General features: G+C 68.3%; 17 protein-coding genes. 6 read left to right on the forward strand and 11 right to left on the reverse strand.

Features of this window, described 5'->3' with window-relative positions:
* The first annotated feature begins 178 nt into the window (after positions 1-178).
* On the forward strand, positions 179-1,429 hold the full coding sequence (locus NNZ72_RS16485) for an ROK family transcriptional regulator (RefSeq protein ID WP_257316489.1): 1,251 nt from the start codon (positions 179-181) through the stop codon (positions 1,427-1,429).
* A gap of 7 nt (positions 1,430-1,436) precedes the next feature.
* On the opposite strand, the gene NNZ72_RS16490 is transcribed toward NNZ72_RS16485, so the two are convergent.
* From NNZ72_RS16490 to NNZ72_RS16535, 10 genes are read right to left on the reverse strand one after another with little or no spacing between them, the layout of a single operon-like run.
* On the reverse strand, positions 1,437-2,192 hold the full coding sequence (locus NNZ72_RS16490; protein WP_257316490.1) for an SDR family NAD(P)-dependent oxidoreductase: 756 nt from the start codon (positions 2,190-2,192) through the stop codon (positions 1,437-1,439).
* 17 nt (positions 2,193-2,209) lie between these two features.
* Positions 2,210-2,968, reverse strand: a complete 759-nt coding sequence (locus NNZ72_RS16495) for an SDR family NAD(P)-dependent oxidoreductase (RefSeq protein ID WP_257316493.1) — start codon at positions 2,966-2,968, stop codon at positions 2,210-2,212.
* Entirely contained in the window at positions 2,965-4,011 is a 1,047-nt protein-coding gene (locus NNZ72_RS16500) for a proline racemase family protein (RefSeq protein WP_257316494.1), read from the reverse strand. The genes NNZ72_RS16495 and NNZ72_RS16500 overlap by 4 nt, the downstream gene beginning before the upstream one ends.
* A gap of 11 nt (positions 4,012-4,022) precedes the next feature.
* Complete coding sequence (locus NNZ72_RS16505) at positions 4,023-5,498, reverse strand: aldehyde dehydrogenase family protein (protein ID WP_257316495.1); 1,476 nt, start codon at positions 5,496-5,498, stop codon at positions 4,023-4,025.
* Positions 5,499-5,508: 10 nt separating this feature from the next.
* Complete coding sequence (locus NNZ72_RS16510; protein WP_257316496.1) at positions 5,509-6,747, reverse strand: NAD(P)/FAD-dependent oxidoreductase; 1,239 nt, start codon at positions 6,745-6,747, stop codon at positions 5,509-5,511.
* 10 nt (positions 6,748-6,757) lie between these two features.
* Positions 6,758-7,636 carry a 4-hydroxy-tetrahydrodipicolinate synthase gene (gene dapA / locus NNZ72_RS16515; protein WP_257316498.1) on the reverse strand — a complete coding sequence of 293 codons (879 nt, stop codon included), beginning with the start codon at positions 7,634-7,636 and terminating at the stop codon, positions 6,758-6,760.
* Between the two features lie 9 nt (positions 7,637-7,645).
* Complete coding sequence (locus NNZ72_RS16520; RefSeq protein WP_257316499.1) at positions 7,646-8,311, reverse strand: amino acid ABC transporter permease; 666 nt, start codon at positions 8,309-8,311, stop codon at positions 7,646-7,648.
* 10 nt (positions 8,312-8,321) lie between these two features.
* Positions 8,322-8,984, reverse strand: coding sequence for an amino acid ABC transporter permease (locus NNZ72_RS16525; protein WP_257316500.1), 663 nt, complete (start codon positions 8,982-8,984; stop codon positions 8,322-8,324).
* 9 nt (positions 8,985-8,993) lie between these two features.
* Entirely contained in the window at positions 8,994-9,770 is a 777-nt protein-coding gene (locus NNZ72_RS16530; protein WP_257316501.1) for an amino acid ABC transporter ATP-binding protein, read from the reverse strand.
* A gap of 54 nt (positions 9,771-9,824) precedes the next feature.
* Positions 9,825-10,655: a substrate-binding periplasmic protein gene (locus NNZ72_RS16535; RefSeq protein WP_257316502.1), complete on the reverse strand. Its 831-nt coding sequence runs from the start codon at positions 10,653-10,655 to the stop codon at positions 9,825-9,827.
* 201 nt (positions 10,656-10,856) lie between these two features.
* Here NNZ72_RS16535 and NNZ72_RS16540 point away from each other — a divergent pair, with 201 nt between their 5' ends.
* Both NNZ72_RS16540 and NNZ72_RS16545 read left to right on the forward strand, forming a co-directional pair.
* Positions 10,857-11,576 (forward strand): GntR family transcriptional regulator, encoded by a 720-nt coding sequence (locus NNZ72_RS16540; RefSeq protein ID WP_257316503.1) that lies wholly within the window; start codon positions 10,857-10,859, stop codon positions 11,574-11,576.
* A 97-nt stretch (positions 11,577-11,673) separates the two neighbouring features.
* The gene (locus tag NNZ72_RS16545) at positions 11,674-13,236 is read left to right on the forward strand and encodes a sensor histidine kinase (RefSeq protein ID WP_257316505.1); all 1,563 of its coding nucleotides are present in this window, start codon (positions 11,674-11,676) and stop codon (positions 13,234-13,236) included.
* Between the two features lie 33 nt (positions 13,237-13,269).
* Here the strand turns inward: NNZ72_RS16545 and NNZ72_RS16550 are convergent, their stop codons facing one another.
* Positions 13,270-14,004 (reverse strand): hypothetical protein, encoded by a 735-nt coding sequence (locus tag NNZ72_RS16550; protein WP_257316507.1) that lies wholly within the window; start codon positions 14,002-14,004, stop codon positions 13,270-13,272.
* An 85-nt stretch (positions 14,005-14,089) separates the two neighbouring features.
* Here NNZ72_RS16550 and NNZ72_RS16555 point away from each other — a divergent pair, with 85 nt between their 5' ends.
* The 3 genes from NNZ72_RS16555 to ilvD all read left to right on the forward strand — a co-directional run bounded on the left by NNZ72_RS16555 (position 14,090) and on the right by ilvD (position 16,904).
* Complete coding sequence (locus NNZ72_RS16555; protein ID WP_257316508.1) at positions 14,090-14,662, forward strand: MarR family winged helix-turn-helix transcriptional regulator; 573 nt, start codon at positions 14,090-14,092, stop codon at positions 14,660-14,662.
* 2 nt (positions 14,663-14,664) lie between these two features.
* On the forward strand, positions 14,665-15,141 hold the full coding sequence (locus NNZ72_RS16560) for a redoxin domain-containing protein (RefSeq protein ID WP_257316509.1): 477 nt from the start codon (positions 14,665-14,667) through the stop codon (positions 15,139-15,141).
* Between the two features lie 89 nt (positions 15,142-15,230).
* Positions 15,231-16,904, forward strand: a complete 1,674-nt coding sequence (gene ilvD / locus NNZ72_RS16565; protein WP_257316510.1) for a dihydroxy-acid dehydratase — start codon at positions 15,231-15,233, stop codon at positions 16,902-16,904.
* Positions 16,905-17,003 lie beyond the last annotated feature (99 nt).

Raw genomic sequence — 17,003 nt, forward strand, 5'->3', positions numbered from 1 at the left:
CCTGCCTCCCGAGCAGTATGTTTGTATCTCGCACAAACTTATGGTACTTGTCAATTCCAATCTCCGGTTTCCCTGTATCACGCGAAACCGGGCGAAATGATCGTTCGCCGCCCGTCCACGGCTGTCTTGAAGAAAGGATGCGTGGCAAGATAGAGGACCCGCGCTACACAGGACCCGCATGACTTTCGAGAATCAGCCCTTGCGCAGCCTCAACGGTTTCCGGATGACCGGACGCGACGTCCCGGATACGGGCTCGGTGACGCTCGTATCCCCCTCGGCGATCGGCGCCATCAACCGCGGCCGGGTCCTGCAGGCCCTCTACGACAACGGGCCGACCAGCCGGGCCGACCTCGCCCGCATGGCCGGCGTCAACCGGACGACCGTCACCGGCATCGTCCAGCCGATGATCAAGGAGAAGCTGCTGGTCGAGGGCAAGGCCGGCCGCCCGGCCGCCCAGGGCGGCAAGCCGGCCCGGCCGCTCTATTTCAATCCCGACGCGCCGATGCTCGGCGCCGTCCTGCTCCTGCCGGGCAGCATCCAGACCTGCCTCGTCTCGCTGACGGGCGAGATCTCGGCGCACCGGCGTGCGGTCTTCGACCCGAACGGCGATGTCGACGCCTTCGTCGCGACGATGAAGGAGACGCTCGGCAAGACCCTGTCGGAGGCGAAACAGCCGCCCTTCGGCATCGGCGTGGCCGCCGGCGGCATGATCGACAGCGACAACGGCGTGATCGTCGCCGTCAACCTCGCGCCGGTGCTGTCCGGCCTGCCGCTCGTCGGCATCCTGCGCGATCACTTCGGGCTGCAGGTCGTCATCGACCACCATCCCCGCGCCCTTCTCGTCGGCGACCGCTGGTTCGGGCCCGGACGCGGCCAGCAGAACTTCGCTGCCATCTATACCGGCGAGGTGCTCGGCGGCGCCTTCTACATGGACGGCAAGGTCTATCGCGGGCTTGCCGGCTCCGGCGGCGAGCTCGGGCACACGATCGTCCAGATCGACGGGCTGCGCTGCAACTGCGGCAAGCGGGGCTGCTGGGAAACGCTCGGCACGCTGTCCTGGCTGCGCGCGCAGGCGGCAGAGGCCGGCATCGACGATCCGCTCGACATCGACTGCGCCCGCCTCGTGCGCCTCGCCCGCGAGGGCTCGGAGGCGGCGATGGACCTGCTCGACCGCTACGCGCGCAACATCGCCATCGGCATCGCCAACCTGCAGCAGACCCTGTCGCTCAACGCCTATATCCTGCACGGCGACGCCGCGACCGGCGGCACCATGATCGCCGACCTCGTGCGCCGCCACGTCGAGGATTTCGTCATGATGCGGCCGAACCAGGAGATCTCCATCCTCGTCAACGGCAAGGGCGAAGGCCACACCGCCCTGCGCGGTGCCGCCGGCCTCGTCGTGTCCGACCACCTGAAGCTCGTCATCTGACAGTCTACTAGGCGACCGCCTGTGCCCCGGTGATCTCCACGAGCGAGCCGCACATGAAGGCCGCCTCGTCGGAGGCGAGGAAGGCGACGAGAGCGGCGACCTCCTCCGGCTTGCCGATGCGGCCGAAAGGCACCAGCCTGTCGAGATCGGCGATGGTGCGTCCGGAGCGCTTCACGCCCGCCTCCAGCATCGGCGTGTGGATCTCGCCCGGGCAGACGGCGTTGACGCGCACCTTGTCCGGCGCGTAGTCGCGCGCGAGGTTCTGCGTGAAGGCGGCGACGGCCGCCTTGGTCGTGTTGTAGGCGATGTGGTTCGGCGCGGGATGCAGGCCCCATTGCGAGGCGGTGTTGACGATGGCGCCGCCGCCGGCCGCGATCATGTGCGGCAGCACCGCCCGGCAGAGATGGAACATCGAATCCAGGTTGACGGCGAAGCTCGTCGCCCAGTCCTCGTCCGAGAGCGACAGGAGATTGCCGCGGTGGTTGATGCCGGCATTGTTGACGAGCACGTCGATCCGGCCTTCGAGCGCGAAGGCGCGTTCGACGAGGTCGAAGCAATCCTCCTTCCGGGCGATGTCGGCGGCGATTGCCCTCGCCCGGCCGCCCTCGCCTTCGATGCGCGCCACCGCCTCAGCCGCCGCCTCGGCCTTGACGTCCGTGACGACGACCAGCGCACCCTCCGCCGAAAGCCGCCGTGCGATGGCCGAGCCGATGCCGCCCCCCGCGCCGGTGACGACCGCGACCTTGTCCTCGAACCGTTTCATGAAAGCTCCTCCCTGGATCAGCGGATATGGCTGCCGCCGTTGACGTCGAGCGTCGCGCCGTTGAGCGAGACCTGCGTGGGGCGCAACGCGAAGGCGACGAGCTCAGCCACCTCGGCGGGCGTCGCCATCTCGCCGACCGGGATGTCGGCGACGGCGGCCTGCTTGCCGTGCGCGGCGATGAACGCCTCCGCCATGTCGGTGCGCACCCAGCCGGGCGCGATGGCGACGGCCGTCACGCCGTCGGCACCGAAGGAGCGGGCGATGGATTTGGTGAGGTTGACGAGCGCCGCCTTGGTCGCGCCATAGGGCATGGCGTCCGCCGCATAGCCGCGCTGGCCGGCACGGCTCGCCATGTTGACGATGCGCCCGCCGCCCTCCGCCTTGAAATGCCGGACCGCCTCCTTGCAGAGGTCGGCGGCGGCGAAGAAATTGACCTGGAACTCCTTCTGCCAGGCGGCCTTCCAGTCCTCGGGCGAGGCCTCGACGGAAATCTCGGTGCGGATGCCGGCATTGTTGACGAGGCCGTGGATGCGGCCGGCCGCTTCGAGCGCCGTCCGCCACAGCGCGAACGGACCGTCCGGCGCGGAAAGATCGGCCTGCACCGCGAGCCCGTTGCCGCCGATGCGGGCAAGCAGGCTTCGCGCCCCCGCCTCGTCGCGCCCGTAGTGGATGATCGGCCGCGCGCCCTCCGCCGCCAGCCGCTCGACGATGGCCGCGCCGATACCGCCCGATGCGCCCGTGACGAGAACGGTCCTGCCCTGCAACGGTCTGTTCATGATGCCCCCCGCTTCAGGAGATCGACCTGCGGTCCCCATGTGTCCGACAATGCGAAGCCCGCCGAAAACGGATCGTCGCCATCGACGCGCAGCTGCGAGCGGCCATAGACGTATCCGCGGCCGGTGATGCGCGGCAGGACCGCCCGTCGGCCGCCGATCTCGCTCTCGCCGACGGCCTCCGCCAGAAATTCCCCGCCGATGATGGAGCGGGAGATGCGCCTATCACCGACCGCCGCCTCCCCGCGCGCAAAGAGCGTGGCGAGGTTGGCGGAGCTGCCCGTGCCGCAGGGCGAGCGGTCGACCCGGCCGGGCTGGAGCGTCGTGCAGGTGCGCACGGCGCCGTCCGCCTCAAGGTCGCGGAACATGACATAGGCGATCTCGTCGACGCCCGGCAGCGTCGGATGCCGGACCGCGACCTGATCGGCGAGAAGCCGCTTCAGGGCCATGCCCGCCTCGGCGAGCGCCCGGGCGTTTTCCGGCAGGATGGCAAGGCCCACCTGCCGGACGTCGACCAGCGCATAATAGACGCCGCCGAAGGCGACATCGACCGTGATGCGGCCCCAATGCGGCGTGTCGATCGCATGGTCCAGGAGCTCGGCGAAGCTCGGCACGTTGTCGAGGCTGACGGACAGGCAGCGTCCGTCCGCGCAGACGGCCCGCGCCACGATCAGCCCCGCGGGCGTGTCGAGCCGCACCACGGTCTCCGGCTCGCGCATCGCCACCCGGCCGCTTTCGAGAAGCGCGGTGACGACGCAGATGCAGTTGCTGCCCGACATCGGATGCGCCCGGTCGGCCTGCAGCACGATGAAGCCGGCATCCGCATCGGGCCGCGTCGGCGCCACGAGCAGGTTCACCGACATCGCCACATGGGCGCGCGGCTCGAGGGTGACGAAGCGGCGGAGCCGATCGCCCGCCGCGTTGATGTGGTTCATCTTGTCGAGCATCGTCGCGCCGGGGATGTCCGGCGCGCCGGAGACGAGCACATGGCCGAGCTCGCCCTGGCAATGGACGAGCAGCAGGTCGAGCGATTGTTCGAAGCGCATGGCGGCCGCTCCTACCTGATGTACCAGCCCCAGGGCTCGCCGCTCACGTATCGCGTGATCTGCTTTACCTCCAGGTAGTTGTCGAGGCCCCAGCGGCCGAGCTCGCGGCCGATGCCGGACTGCTTGTAGCCGCCCCAGGGCGCCTCGGTGAAAGTGGGCTGCGAGCAGTTGATCCAGACGATGCCGGCGCGGAAGGCCTTGGCCACGCGCTCGGCGCGCGCATCGTCCGCCGACATGACGGCGGCGGCGAGCCCGAAGCGGGAATCGTTGGCAAGCGCGATCGCCTCCTCCTCGGTCCCGAACGGCCGCACGCAGACGACCGGTCCGAAAATCTCCTCGACCCAGGCGGCGCTGTCGAGCGGCACGTCGGTCAGCACCGTCGGGCGCAGGTAGTAGCCCCTGTCGAAACCCTCCGGCCGGGTGCCGCCGCAGGCGACGGTGGCACCCGCCGCCTTCGCGGCCTCTATCGCCGCGACGACCTGCTCGTGCTGCTTCTTCGAGACGAGCGGGCCGAGCAGCACGCCCTCGTCGAGGCCGTTGCCGATGCGGATCCGGTCCGTCTCCGTAACGAGGCGCGCCAACAGCTTCGCGTAGATGCCTTCCTGCACCAGCACCCGCGAAGTGGCGGAGCAGACCTGGCCCTGGTTCCAGAAGATGCCGAACATGATCCATTCGACGGCCTTGTCGATGTCGCTGTCGGCGAAGACGACGAAGGGCGACTTGCCGCCGAGCTCCAGGCTGACGCGCTTGATGTCGCGGGCGGCGGCGGCCATGATCTTCGAGCCGACCGGGCCGGAACCGGTGAAGGCGAGCTTGTCGACGTCCCTGTGATCGATGATCGCCTGTCCGGCGACGGTGCCGGAACCGGTGACGACGTTGAGCACGCCCGGCGGCAGGCCGGCCTCCTCGGCGACGGCCGCCAGCTCCAGTGCGGTGAGCGAGGTGACCTCGGCCGGCTTCAGCACGACGGTGCAGCCGGCGGCGAGCGCAGGCGCGACCTTCCACGAGGCCATCAGCAGCGGGTAGTTCCACGGAATAATCGCGCCTGCGACGCCGATCGGCTCCTTCACCGCCCTGGAGGTGAAGCGGTCGTCGGCAAGCGCGATCGTCTCCTCTGGATCGTCATCGAGCTGTTCGGCAAGGCTGGCGTAGAAATCGAAGCAGCCGGCGGCATCGGCGACGTCCCAGTCGGCCTCGGGCAGGGGCTTGCCGTTGTCGATCGTTTCGAGCCGGGCGATCTCGGCCTGCCGTGCGCGGATGCCGGCGGCGATGGCGCGCAGATATCGCGCGCGCTCGGCGCCGGTCTTCTGCGGCCAGCCGTCGCGATCGAAGGCACGGCGGGCGGCCCTGACGGCGAGGTCGACGTCCTCCGCCGTGGCGGCGGCGATGCGGTGGATCACCTCTTCGCTCGCGGGATCGACGACCTCGAAGGTCCTGCCGTCGGACGAGGGTCTCCAGGTTCCGTCGATATAGAGTTCGCTTCGCATGGTGTCCTCCTCAGAAACGGTCGACCCGGTAGGGCCTGAGATCGACGGGCGGCTTCGCGCCCGTCACGAGATCGGCGATCAGCCGGGCGGTGGTGGCGGCATAGGTGAGGCCGAGATGGCCGTGGCCGGTGGCGTAGAGCACGTTGCGGCGCTTCGCCGAGGGACCAATGACCGGCACCGTGTCCGGCAGCGCCGGGCGGTGGCCCATCCATTCGCTCGTCTCCTCGGCCCTGAGGCCGGGCAGCGCCTCCCTCGCCCGCTTCACCAGCACCCTGGCGCGGCGATAGTCCGGCGGCGCGTCGAGGCCGGCCATCTCCACCGTGCCGCCGACGCGGATGCCGCCCGCCGTCGGCGTCACCATGAAGGCGCGCGCCGGCCAGATGATCGAGTGGCGCATGGCAATGCCCGGCGCCATGATCTGGGTGTGGTAGCCGCGCTCGGTCTCGAGCGGGATCGGCTCGCCGAGAAGCCTCGACAGCCGGCCGGTGAAGGCGCCCGCCGCCAGCACCACGCGGTCCGCCGCAAGCCGGCGGCCGTCGGTAAGCAGCAAGGCCGAGACGCCGCCCTCGCCCTTCTCGAAGCCGACGACCTCGCCGGCCGCGAGGATGCCGCCGAGCGCCTGGAACCGTTCGGCCAGTGCAGTCACCAGCCGATACGGATCGGAAACGGAACGGTTGTCGGGAAACAGCACGGCCTTGGCGATCCTCGTCGTCAGGGCCGGTTCGAGGTCGCGGATCGCCTTGCCGTCGAGGATCTCGTGGCGGAAACCGAAGCGTTCGAGAATGTCGATATGGTCGCGGTCGGCGCGGAACTCCGTCTCGTCCGCATAGAGGCTGAGGCAGCCTTCGGCGCTCAGCATGCGGGAGAGCCCCGTTTCGGCAAGCAGCGCCTCGAAATCCTCCAGCGCCCGGCCGCAGAGTGCGGCACCCGCCGCCTCCAGCTCCCGCAGCCTCGACGGCCGGCTCGCGGCGAGGAAGCGCAGGAACCAGGGCACGAGCCTCGGCATGTGGGCGGGGCGGATGCGCACCGGGCCCTCGGGGTCGAGCAGCCATTTCGGCATCTGCGCCCAGACGCCGGGGCGCGAGGCCGGCATGAACTCGGTGACCGCGATGCTCGCCATGTTGCCCCAGGAGGCGCCCCGGCCGGGCGCGTCGCGGTCGACCAGCGTCACGGCGAAGCCGCCGCGCTGGAGGGCATGGGCGATGGCCGTGCCGATGATGCCGGCGCCGACGACGGCGATGGAGGACACGGGGGCTGCCCTATCGGTCGAGGATCGGCGCGACGGCCGCGCGGAAATCGGCCTTCTCCTGCTCGGTGAGCTCGCCGAGCGGCGCGCGGCACTTGCCGACGGGCGTGCCCTGCAGCTCGCAGCCGTACTTGATCTTCTGCACGAACTTGCCGCTCTCGAGGATGTTCATGGCGCGGTAGAGCACCGTCATCTTTTCCCGTGCTGCGGCGAGGTCGCCCGAGCGGAAGGTGCGGTCGAGGTCGACGCAGGCGGCGGCCATGCAGTTGGCCGGGCCGCAGATCCAGCAGTCGGCTCCCCAGAACATGAAGTCGAGCGCGATGTCGTCCGAGCCGGAGACGAGGTCGATGCGGCCCTTGTAGCGGGCGTGGATGTCGACGGCGCGCTGGAGCGAGCCCGAGCTTTCCTTGATGCCGATCACGCGCGGGTCGTCGGCGAGCGCGTCCATCAGCTCGAAGCCGATCTCGACGCCGTCCTTGTAGGGATAGTTGTAGAGGATGAGGTTGACGTCGGTGGCGTCGAGCACGGCGCGGTAGTGCGCGAGCAGCTCCTCCTGCGTCGGGCGCGTGTAGAACGGCGTGGCGAGCAGCACGGTGTCGTAGCCGATCTCCTTGGCTCTCAGGGTGTTCTCGATCACCTCTCGCGTGGCCGGCGCGTTGGTGCCGGCGATCAGCGCCTCGCCCTCGTTGGCGAAGTCCTTGACGAATTTCAGGACCTCCTCGCGCTCGGCATTCGACATGGAGAAATATTCGCCCGTCGAGCCCATCGGCACCCAGCCGGTGACGCCGGCGGCGCGCAGGGCGGTGAGGAGCTTTTCAAACGCCTTGAAATCGACCTTGTCGTTCGCGTCGAAGGGGGTGACGAGGGCGGGCATGACGCCTGAGAGTTTCATGGTTTTCTCCTAGATGGCGAGTTTCTTGAGGATACGGCCTTCGACGAGCGTGACGGCGCGCGTCAGCGGAAAGGCGATGGCGAAGTAGATCAGCGCGACGACGGTCAGCACCTCGACCGGCCGGGCCGTGTTGTTGGAGATGTTCTGGCCGACGAACATCAGGTCGGCCATGCCGACGGCCGAGACGAGCGCGCTCTCCTTGAAGAGGCTGACGCAGTTGGAAAGCAGCGTCGGCACCGCGCGCAGCACCGCCTGCGGCAGGATCACGCTCGTCACCTGCACGTGGCGCGGCAGGCCGAGCGCGATGCAGGCGTCCATCTGCTCGCGCCCGACGGATTTCAGCGAGGCGCGAAAGGTCTCGCTGGTGATCGCGCCCATGTAGAGGGTGAGCGCGATGACGCCGGAAGCGAGGTTGGAGAGCTCGACGCCGAGGATCAGCGGCAGGCAGAAGAAGATCCAGAACAGCTGGATCAGCACCGGCGTGCCGCGGAAGAACTCGACATAGACGCTGGCGATGCCGCGCACGACGGCGCTCGGCGCGGTGCGGGCAAGGCCGACGAGGAAGCCGAGCGACGAGCCGAGCACGACGCAGATCAGCGTCAGCTTGATCGTCGTCCAGAGGCCGAGGACCAGCGCGTCCTGGAAGAGGAGGAGAACGGAGAAATCGAGCGACATGCCTTCCCTCCTAGCTCGTCAGGACCTGGCGGCGGCGTTCGAGCCAGCCGACCACCTGGGCGACGGGGAACGACACCGCGAAATAGATGAGCGCGGCGATGGTGAAGGTCTCGATCGGCCGGTAGGTCTCGGTCGCGAGCGTTTTCGCCTGGTACATGAGGTCCTGCACGGCGACGATGGCGACGAGCGCGCTCTGCTGGAAGATGACGATGCCGTTCGTCAGGAGCACCGGCACGGAGGCGCGCAGCGCATTCGGCAGCACGATGTAGACCACGCGCTGCAGCGGGTTGAGGCCGAGCGCGATGCCGGCGTCGATCTGCTCGCGCGGCACGGCCTGGATGGCGGCGCGGTAGGCCTCGGCGTTGAAGGCCATCAGGTTGAGGCCGAGCGCCAGGATGCCCATCGTCATCGAGCCGAGGAAGACGTTGAACAGCATCGGCACGCAGTAGAAGAACCAGACGATCTGGACGATCGCCGGCGTGCAGCGGAAGAACTCGACGAAGAGCGTCGCCGGCCAGCGGATGACGACGATACGGCTCATCAGCAGCAGCGCCAGCGGAAAGCCGAGCACGACGCCGATGAGATTGGCGGCGACCGTCAGCTCCAGCGTGACGACCAGCCCCTCGATCAGCGGCCTGAGCGAGACGGCGTTGAAATCGAACGTGTAGTTCACCGCCGGCCCCTATTGCTTGATGTGGAAGACGCGGTCGATGAACTCGCGGGTGCGCTCCTCGCGCGGCGCGCCCAGCACCTGCTCGGGCGGCCCGTCCTCCACCACCACGCCGCCGGCGCAGAAGATGACGCGCGAGGCGATGTTCTTCGCGAACCACATGTCGTGGGTGACGATCATCATCGGCATGTCCTGGCCGGCGAGCTGGAGGATCACCTGCTCGACTTCCGCCACCAGCTCCGGATCGAGGGCCGAGGTCACCTCGTCGAACAGCATCAGCTTGGGATCGAGCATCAGCGCGCGGGCGATGGCGACGCGCTGCTTCTGGCCGCCGGAAAGCTGGGCCGGGTAGGCGTTCGCCTTGGCGGCGAGGCCGAAGCGTTCGAGCAGCGCCTCGGCCCTGCGCACGGCGCTCGCCTTCTTCTCGCCGCGCACCTTGCAGGGGGCGAGCACGAGGTTCTGGACGACGCTGAGATGCGGGAAGAGCGTGTAGTGCTGGAACACCATGCCGATCGAGCGGCGCACCTCGGTGTCGATCACCGTCTTCGCCCCGGCGCCGGCCGAGGAGATATAGGGCCTGCCGCCGAAGGTGACGGACCCGCTGTCGATCTTCTCGAGCCCCATTACCACGCGCAGCAGCGTCGACTTGCCGCCGCCAGAGGGGCCGATGACGACGACCCGCTCGCCGGGCTTCATCTCGATGTCGAGCCCCTTCAGCACCTGGATGTGCGGGCCGTAGCTCTTGTGCAGCGCGCGGATGGAAACGAGCGGAGCGGATGCGGACGTCATGGCGATCCTCCTTGGCCGGCGGGAACCGGGGCGCGGAGCCCCGGCTCCTCTCGATCAGTTCGCGGTCTTCAGGACCTCGTCGACGGCCTTGCGGATCAGTTCCTCCACATGGCCGGTCGCCACCCGCTCCTCCAGGAAGATGTTGACCACCTCGACGTCGGCCGCCGAGAGCCCGTGCGGCAGGCCGAAGGCGACGCCCTGCTTGGCGAGCGCCGGCGTCGGGTTGAGCGCCACCGCCCAATCGGGGTTCGACTGGGTGAAGAGCTGGTTGGTGTCGGAGGCGTCGACCAGGATGTCGGCGCGCCGGGAGACGACCGCAAGCCGCGTCTCGTCGTTGCCGGGCAGGCGCAGGATCGTCGCGTTGCTGATGGCGGCGGAAATTGCCTTGTCCTGCGCGGTGCCGGACATGACGGCGAGCGTGACGTCCGCCTTGTCGATGTCGGCGACCGAGGTGGCGCCGGCCGGGATCTTCGGGTTGTCCTTGTTGTAGGCGAGCGAGATCTGGTACTCCATCGCCGGGATGGAGAACTGCACGGCCATGGCGCGGGCGGGCGTGCGGTTCAGCGCCAGCGACACGTCCCACTTGCCGGCCTGCAGGCCGGCGACGATGTTGTCCCAGGTCGTATCGACGAATTCGGGCTTGACCTTCAGCACCTCGGCGAACTCGCGGCAGAGGTCGGCGAAGAAGCCGGAGTAGTCGCCCGTCGCCGGATCGCGCATCACGTAGGGCGGGGCGACCGCCGCACCGCAGCGCAGCGTGCCGTTCTTCTGGATGCCCTGCCAGTATCCCTCCGCCGTCTGGGCCATTGCGTTGGTCGAAAGACCCGCCACCAGGGCGAGCGCGGCCGTCGCCCGCAGAGCGGACGTCATCACTTTCGAAAGCATGTGCATTCCCCATTTTTGAGCGCGTTCGTCGCGCGGTTCCACCCGTCGGCTGCGGCCGTTCTTCCCGTCTTTTTCTGTCGGCTCCGTGTCGACTGGAGAATTTATGTCGTCTCCGTGTCGACAAAGTCAAGCGGAAATTTTACGATTGCTGCGCGCCGGATTTTCTGGCCCAATGCCCGCGACGGACGGAAAGGGACGTAAGTGTCTGACGAAATTGAAATGAAACGGGTGCGCGGCATGGGCTCGAAGAGCGTCTACGAGACGCTGCGCAACGAGATCCTCGCGCTCACGCTGCCGCCGGGCCAGCTTCTCGACGAGACGACGCTCGCGGAACGCTTCGACATGTCGCGCTCGCCGGTGCGCGAGGCGCTGATCCGGCTCGCCGGCGAGGAGCTGGTGGTGACGCTTTCCAACCGCAGCACCATCGTCGCGCCCATCGAGGTGGCGAGCTTCCCGAAATACGTCGAGGCGCTCGACGTCGCCCAGCGCATGAACACGCGGCTCGCCGCCGCACTTCGCACCGACGCCGACCTGAAGATCATCGCCAGGCGGCAGAAGGAGTTCGAGGCGGCGGTGAAGACCAGCGTGCACCTGAAGATGTCGGAGGCCAACAAGCAGTTCCACATGGCCGTCGCCTATGCCGGCAAGAACGCCTATCTCGCCTCCTTCTACGAGCGGCTCCTCAACCAGGGCCAGCGCATGCTGCATCTCCATTTCGAGTATCTGGAACGCACCGGCGACGGCTACCTGCTCACCGACGAGCACGAGCTGATGCTGGAGGCGATCCGGGCGAAGGACGTCGAACGCGCCGACGAGCTGGCGCATGCCCATACCCGGCAGTTCCAGGACAATTTCATCGCCTTCCTGCGCGAGAACTACACGACCGACGTCTCCTTCGGCCCGCTGGCCGCGGCCGAATAGGGATGGCGTTCGCGGCGGTGCGCGGCGGGCCTCACAAATGTGTAGATCGGGCCGATCTCTCCGGCTAAGCTCCGCAAGACGCACTTCGGGGGCGGCCGTGCTGCAGAGGCTGAACGTTCATTTCACGTTGGCAAGGGCCGCTGCGACGATCATCGTCGCAATGTTCGTCGCGTTGCTCGTCCTTCTCGGCCTCTGGCTCTATTCGAGCTATCAGGATGCCGTCCGGCGCACGGAGGAACGGGCGGCCGCCGCCTCGAAGATCGTCGCCACGAACGTCTCCTGGCTCGATTCCCTCGCGCGCCAGGCCTTGCAGCGCATCGACGAGACGCTCGGCGACAGCATCGCGCCGCCGGCATCGAGCACGGTGCGCAACATCAACGAGGCGGTGTTCGACCTGCCCGGCCAGGTCAAGGCCTATGTGGTCGACGACAAGGGCCTGACCCTCTACTCCACCGATCCGATGGTGAAGCCGATCAGCATCGTCGACCGTCCCTATTTCGCCGAGCTCGCCAAGGGCGCGAAGCAGCATGTGTCGAGCCTGCTGATCAGCCGCCTCAACGGCAGGCAGATATTCGCGTTCAGCCGGAGGCTGGAGCGGGGCGGCCGGTTCGCCGGGGCCGCGGTCGTCTCCTTCGACGTCGACGTGCTGGCGGACGTCTGGGAGGCGGTCGATCTCGGCCCCAATTCGACCGTCAGCTTCGCCCGGGCCGACGGACAGCTGGTCGCCCGCTATCCGCATGCCGACGGCCCGCTCGACATGAGCAGATACGTGCTCTTCACGGACTACCTGCCGAAGGCACCCTCCGGCACCTACGACGCCATCTCCCCGGTCGACAAGGCGCACCGGATCGTCGCCTATCGGACGATCGGGGGAACCGGCCTCATCGCCCTCGCCTCGGCCGATTATGCCTTCGGCACGCAGCGCTTCCGGCGCGACGTCGTCGTCGCGCTCTCCGTCCTGTTCCTGGCGGGCGCCGGCCTGCTCGCCGCCGGAAGCTGGATCCGCCATCTCCGGCATCGCGACGCGGCGCAGTCGCAACTGCTCAGGAACGCGCTGGCCGACAACCAGATGCTGCTTCGCGAAATCCACCATCGCGTAAAGAACAACCTGCAATCGGTCCAGAGCGTCATCCAGCTGCAGCGCCTTCCCGCCGAGGTGCAGAAGGCGCTGGCCGACAGGATCGCCGCGATGATCGCGGTGCACGAGCAGATCTATCGCCGCGACCAGTTCGCACGGCTCTGCGCGCGTGACCTGCTGACGACGGTGGTCGACAAGCTGGTCCACGCCTACGGCGCGCCCGTCACCGTCGACTACGACATCGACGACATCGCGGTCTCGACCGACAACGCCACGCCGCTCGCCCTGCTGACCAACGAGGTGCTGACGAACAGCCTGAAATATGCCTTCCCCGACGGGCGCGAAGGCAGGATCGGCATCGAGCTGAAAGACATCGGCGAGCGGCGCGCACGCCTGGTCATCCGCGACAACGGCATCGGCTTCGATCCGGAGACCGCCCCGCAAGGCATGGGAAGCCGCCTCATCAAGGGGGTCGTGAAGCAGATGAACGGGACCTATGCCTTCGACGGCGCGGGCGGCACGACCTTCACCGCAGAGCTGGACGTGACGGAGGCTCCGGCGCCGGCCCGCCAGGAGGCCTGACCCTCCTGCCGGTTCCGGCCCGCGGGGCGATCCCTATTCGTCCGCCTTCATGACGACACCGGGCAGGGAAAGGTCGCCGGAGGCCACCTTGTAGGTACCCGTGACGCAGAGCAGCGGCGTCCTGGCCTCCGGATGCACCTGGAGATGCGCGGCGACGGCGTCGAAGCCGACGTCCTCCGCGCCGGCAACGGGCACGGTTATGCGCACCGTGCTGCCCTTGATCAGCGGGCTCATGCCGGGACTGTCGAGCGCGATCGGCAGGCCGGGCGCGGTGTCCGGCAGCAGATCCTGCCCCGGCGAGACGTCGCGCACCTTGAGCCCGCCGGCACAGGCCGCGTCCTCGCCGAGCACGACCCAGTGCGAATGCCAGCCGGCGCCGTCGTTGGCGGGATCGCCGTCGCCGTTCTCGTCGAAGAGCGGCGTGTCGTCGAAATCCGGATGGGCGGTGATCGCCAGGGCGAGGATGCCGGACGCCTTTTCGAAGCCGGCGGCGGAGGGATCGAGCTTCGTCGGCCAGACATAGGCGTCGACCCTGGCGCCGGCGAGCGCGCCGGTCTTTTCCGGGATCTGCGAGCCGGCCTCGCCCGTCACCTCCATCGAGAAGGTGGCGAGCCGCCCGTCGGTGGTCGCCTGCGCCTTGACGATATCGAAGGCCGGCGGAACGGAGGCGTCCGCCGCCGCCTCGATGTCGTGCGCACCGGCTAGGCAGGGCGAGATGGCGGCGAGGCCTCCCGAAAGAAGCAGAATTCGACGATTGATCCGCAGCATGACCGTTCTCCATCTTGTTAGTAGCGACTCGCTACTATATAACGGTGAGCAGATTAACCCTCGGAGTCAAGAGCGGGACGATATCATGCCGGTTCCTCCTTCCGCCCTGGAAGCCGCCCGCCTCATCGACAGGATCGAGCGGCTTTCGCGTGGCGGCGTTCCCGTTCACGGCCTCAACCCGGCGCAATGGGACGCCCTGCGCTATCTTTCCCGCGCCAACCGCTTCTCGCGCACGCCGGCCGGCCTTGCCGCCTATCTCGGCTCGACGCGCGGGACGGTGTCGCAGACGCTGATCGCGCTGGAGGAAAAGGGCTTCGTGCACAAGCGGGCGAGCGAGCGCGACCGGCGCTCCGTCGATCTCGGCCTGACGGAGAAGGGCACGGCGGCTCTCGGCGACGATCCGCTGCTGCTGCTTGCCCGCGACGTCGCCGAGGCGACGGGAGACGAGGCCTCCACCGTCGTCGCGCTCCTGCAGCAGACGCTGCGCGCCGCCATCCGCCGCAACGGCGGCCGGGCCTTCGGGCTCTGCCGGACCTGTCGCTATTTCCGCGCGGGCAACGATCCCGCGTCAGGGGAGCCGCATCATTGCACCCTGCTGAACGAGCCGCTGTCGGAGGCCGACAGCGGCGGTATCTGTCTCGAACAGGAGGATGCCTGAACATGGAGCAGCCGTTCTTCGAAGCGCCAGAGCTCGACGTGGCGCAATGGTTCAACACCGAAGCGCCGCCGACGCTTGCCGGCCTGCGCGGCAAGGTCGTCGTGCTGCACGCCTTCCAGATGCTGTGCCCGGGCTGCGTGCGCGCCGGCCTGCCGCAGGCGCAGAAGATCGCGGCGATCTTCCCCGCGGACCAGGTCGCCGTCATCGGCCTGCACACCGTCTTCGAGCATCACGCGGCGATGACGCCCGTGGCGCTTTCCGCCTTCATCCACGAATACCGGCTGACCTTCCCCATCGCCGTCGACCGGCCGTCGGAAGACGGGCCGATCCCGCGCACGATGGCGGCCTACGGCATGCGCGGCACGCCGAGCCTCGTGCTGATCGACCGCATGGGCCTCGTCCGCCGCCATGCCTTCGGCGCCGAGGAGGACCTGAAGGTGGGCGCGGAGATCGCACTGCTGATGGCGGAGGCCGGATAGGACGGCACGGCCGTCATTGTGGCCCCCTGCCGGATCGGATACAGTCTCCCCATCTTCTCGAACCGAAACCCCCGGCGCGAGGTCTCGCCATGCCCTTCAACGAACGTTCCAAACACATAACCCAGGGCATCGCCCGTTCGCCCAACCGCGCCATGTACTATGCGCTCGGCTACGAGAAGGCGGATTTCGACAAGCCGATGATCGGCATCGCCAACGGCCATTCGACCATCACGCCCTGCAACGCCGGCCTCCAGCCGCTGGCCGACGCCGCCGCCTTCGCCATCAAGGCGGCCGGCGCCAATCCGCAGATGTTCGGCACGCCCACCATTTCCGACGGCATGTCGATGGGCACGGAGGGCATGAAATACTCGCTCGTCTCGCGCGAGGTGATCGCCGACTGCGTCGAGACCTCGGTGCAGGGCCAGTGGATGGACGGTGTGCTGGTGCTCGGCGGTTGCGACAAGAACATGCCGGGCGGCATGATCGGCATCCTGCGCGCCAATGCGCCGGCGATCTACGTCTATGGCGGAACGATCAAGCCCGGCCGCTGGAAGGGCGAGGACCTGTCCATCGTCTCCGCCTTCGAGGCGGTCGGCGCCTTCATGGCGGGCACGATGAGCGAGGAGGATTTCGAGGGTATCGAGCGCCACGCCTGCCCCTCCACCGGCTCCTGCGGCGGCATGTACACGGCCAACACGATGAGTTCCTCCTTCGAGGCGCTCGGCATGTCGCTGCTCTACTCCTCCACCATGGCGAGCCCCGATCGCGAGAAGCTCGACAGCGCCGCCGAATCCGGCCGCGTGCTGGTGGAAGCGGTGAAGAGGAACATCCGGCCGCGCGACATCATCACCCGCCGATCGATCGAGAACGCGGTGGCGCTGATCATGGCGCTCGGCGGTTCGACCAATGCGGTGCTGCACTATCTCGCCATCGCGCATGCGGCCGAGATCGACTGGACGCTCGACGATTTCGAGCGCGTGCGCCGCAAGGTGCCCGTGCTCTGCGACCTGAAGCCCTCCGGCCGCTACATGGCGGTGGACCTGCACGCCGCCGGCGGCGTGCCGCAGGTGCTGAGGATCCTGCTCGATGCCGGGCTCCTCCACGGCGACTGTCTGACGATCACCGGCCGCACGCTCGCCGAGGAGCTGGCGGACGTGCCGTCCGAACCGCGCACGGACCAGGACGTCATCAGGCCGCTCTCGCGGCCGCTCTACCGCGAGGGGCACCTCGCCATCCTCAAGGGCAACCTCGCCGAGAAGGGCGCCGTCGCCAAGATCACCGGACTGAAGAGCCCGGTCATCTCGGGCCCCGCCCGGGTCTTCGACGACGAGCCCTCCGCCATGGAAGCGATCCTCGCCGACCGCATCCGGCCGGGCGACGTCGTGGTGCTGCGCTATCTCGGGCCGAAGGGCGGACCGGGCATGCCGGAAATGCTGGCGCCGACCTCGGCGCTGGTCGGCCGCGGCCTCGGCGAGAGCGTCGGCCTCATCACAGACGGCCGCTTTTCCGGCGGCACCTGGGGCATGGTCGTCGGCCACGTCTCGCCGGAGGCCTATGTCGGCGGCACGATCGCCCTGGTGGAGGAAGGCGACATCGTCACCATCGATGCGCACCGGCTGCTCCTGCGGCTGGAGGTGGACGATGCCGAGATCGCCCGCCGTCGCGCCGCCTGGAAGCAGCCCGAGCCGCGCTACCGCCGCGGCGTGCTCGCCAAGTTCGCGGCCCTCGCCCGTCCGGCGGACGAGGGCGCGGTGACGGGCTGAGCCTGCGGCTAAAAGATACATTGTAAGTACATCTTTTCTATCCTAGGAAAGTCGTTGCCGGACGCCGGTCCGGCGGGTCCTTGCAACGGTGAGGGAAAG

Origin of the sequence: Shinella pollutisoli, assembly GCF_024609765.1 — a bacterium.
In the GTDB taxonomy this organism is placed as follows: Bacteria; Pseudomonadota; Alphaproteobacteria; order Rhizobiales; family Rhizobiaceae; genus Shinella; species Shinella pollutisoli.

What these genes read in the sequence shown, in the direction of transcription:
- NNZ72_RS16485 (WP_257316489.1), top strand. Translation starts at nt 179, where the DNA reads ATGACTTTCGAGAATCAGCCCTTGCGCAGCCTCAACGGTTTCCGGATG.
- NNZ72_RS16490 (WP_257316490.1), bottom strand. Translation starts at nt 2,192, where the DNA reads ATGAAACGGTTCGAGGACAAGGTCGCGGTCGTCACCGGCGCGGGGGGC.
- NNZ72_RS16495 (WP_257316493.1), bottom strand. Translation starts at nt 2,968, where the DNA reads ATGAACAGACCGTTGCAGGGCAGGACCGTTCTCGTCACGGGCGCATCG.
- NNZ72_RS16500 (WP_257316494.1), bottom strand. Translation starts at nt 4,011, where the DNA reads ATGCGCTTCGAACAATCGCTCGACCTGCTGCTCGTCCATTGCCAGGGC.
- NNZ72_RS16505 (WP_257316495.1), bottom strand. Translation starts at nt 5,498, where the DNA reads ATGCGAAGCGAACTCTATATCGACGGAACCTGGAGACCCTCGTCCGAC.
- dapA (WP_257316498.1), bottom strand. Translation starts at nt 7,636, where the DNA reads ATGAAACTCTCAGGCGTCATGCCCGCCCTCGTCACCCCCTTCGACGCG.
- NNZ72_RS16520 (WP_257316499.1), bottom strand. Translation starts at nt 8,311, where the DNA reads ATGTCGCTCGATTTCTCCGTTCTCCTCCTCTTCCAGGACGCGCTGGTC.
- NNZ72_RS16530 (WP_257316501.1), bottom strand. Translation starts at nt 9,770, where the DNA reads ATGACGTCCGCATCCGCTCCGCTCGTTTCCATCCGCGCGCTGCACAAG.
- NNZ72_RS16535 (WP_257316502.1), bottom strand. Translation starts at nt 10,655, where the DNA reads ATGCTTTCGAAAGTGATGACGTCCGCTCTGCGGGCGACGGCCGCGCTC.
- NNZ72_RS16550 (WP_257316507.1), bottom strand. Translation starts at nt 14,004, where the DNA reads ATGCTGCGGATCAATCGTCGAATTCTGCTTCTTTCGGGAGGCCTCGCC.
- NNZ72_RS16555 (WP_257316508.1), top strand. Translation starts at nt 14,090, where the DNA reads ATGCCGGTTCCTCCTTCCGCCCTGGAAGCCGCCCGCCTCATCGACAGG.
- NNZ72_RS16560 (WP_257316509.1), top strand. Translation starts at nt 14,665, where the DNA reads ATGGAGCAGCCGTTCTTCGAAGCGCCAGAGCTCGACGTGGCGCAATGG.
- ilvD (WP_257316510.1), top strand. Translation starts at nt 15,231, where the DNA reads ATGCCCTTCAACGAACGTTCCAAACACATAACCCAGGGCATCGCCCGT.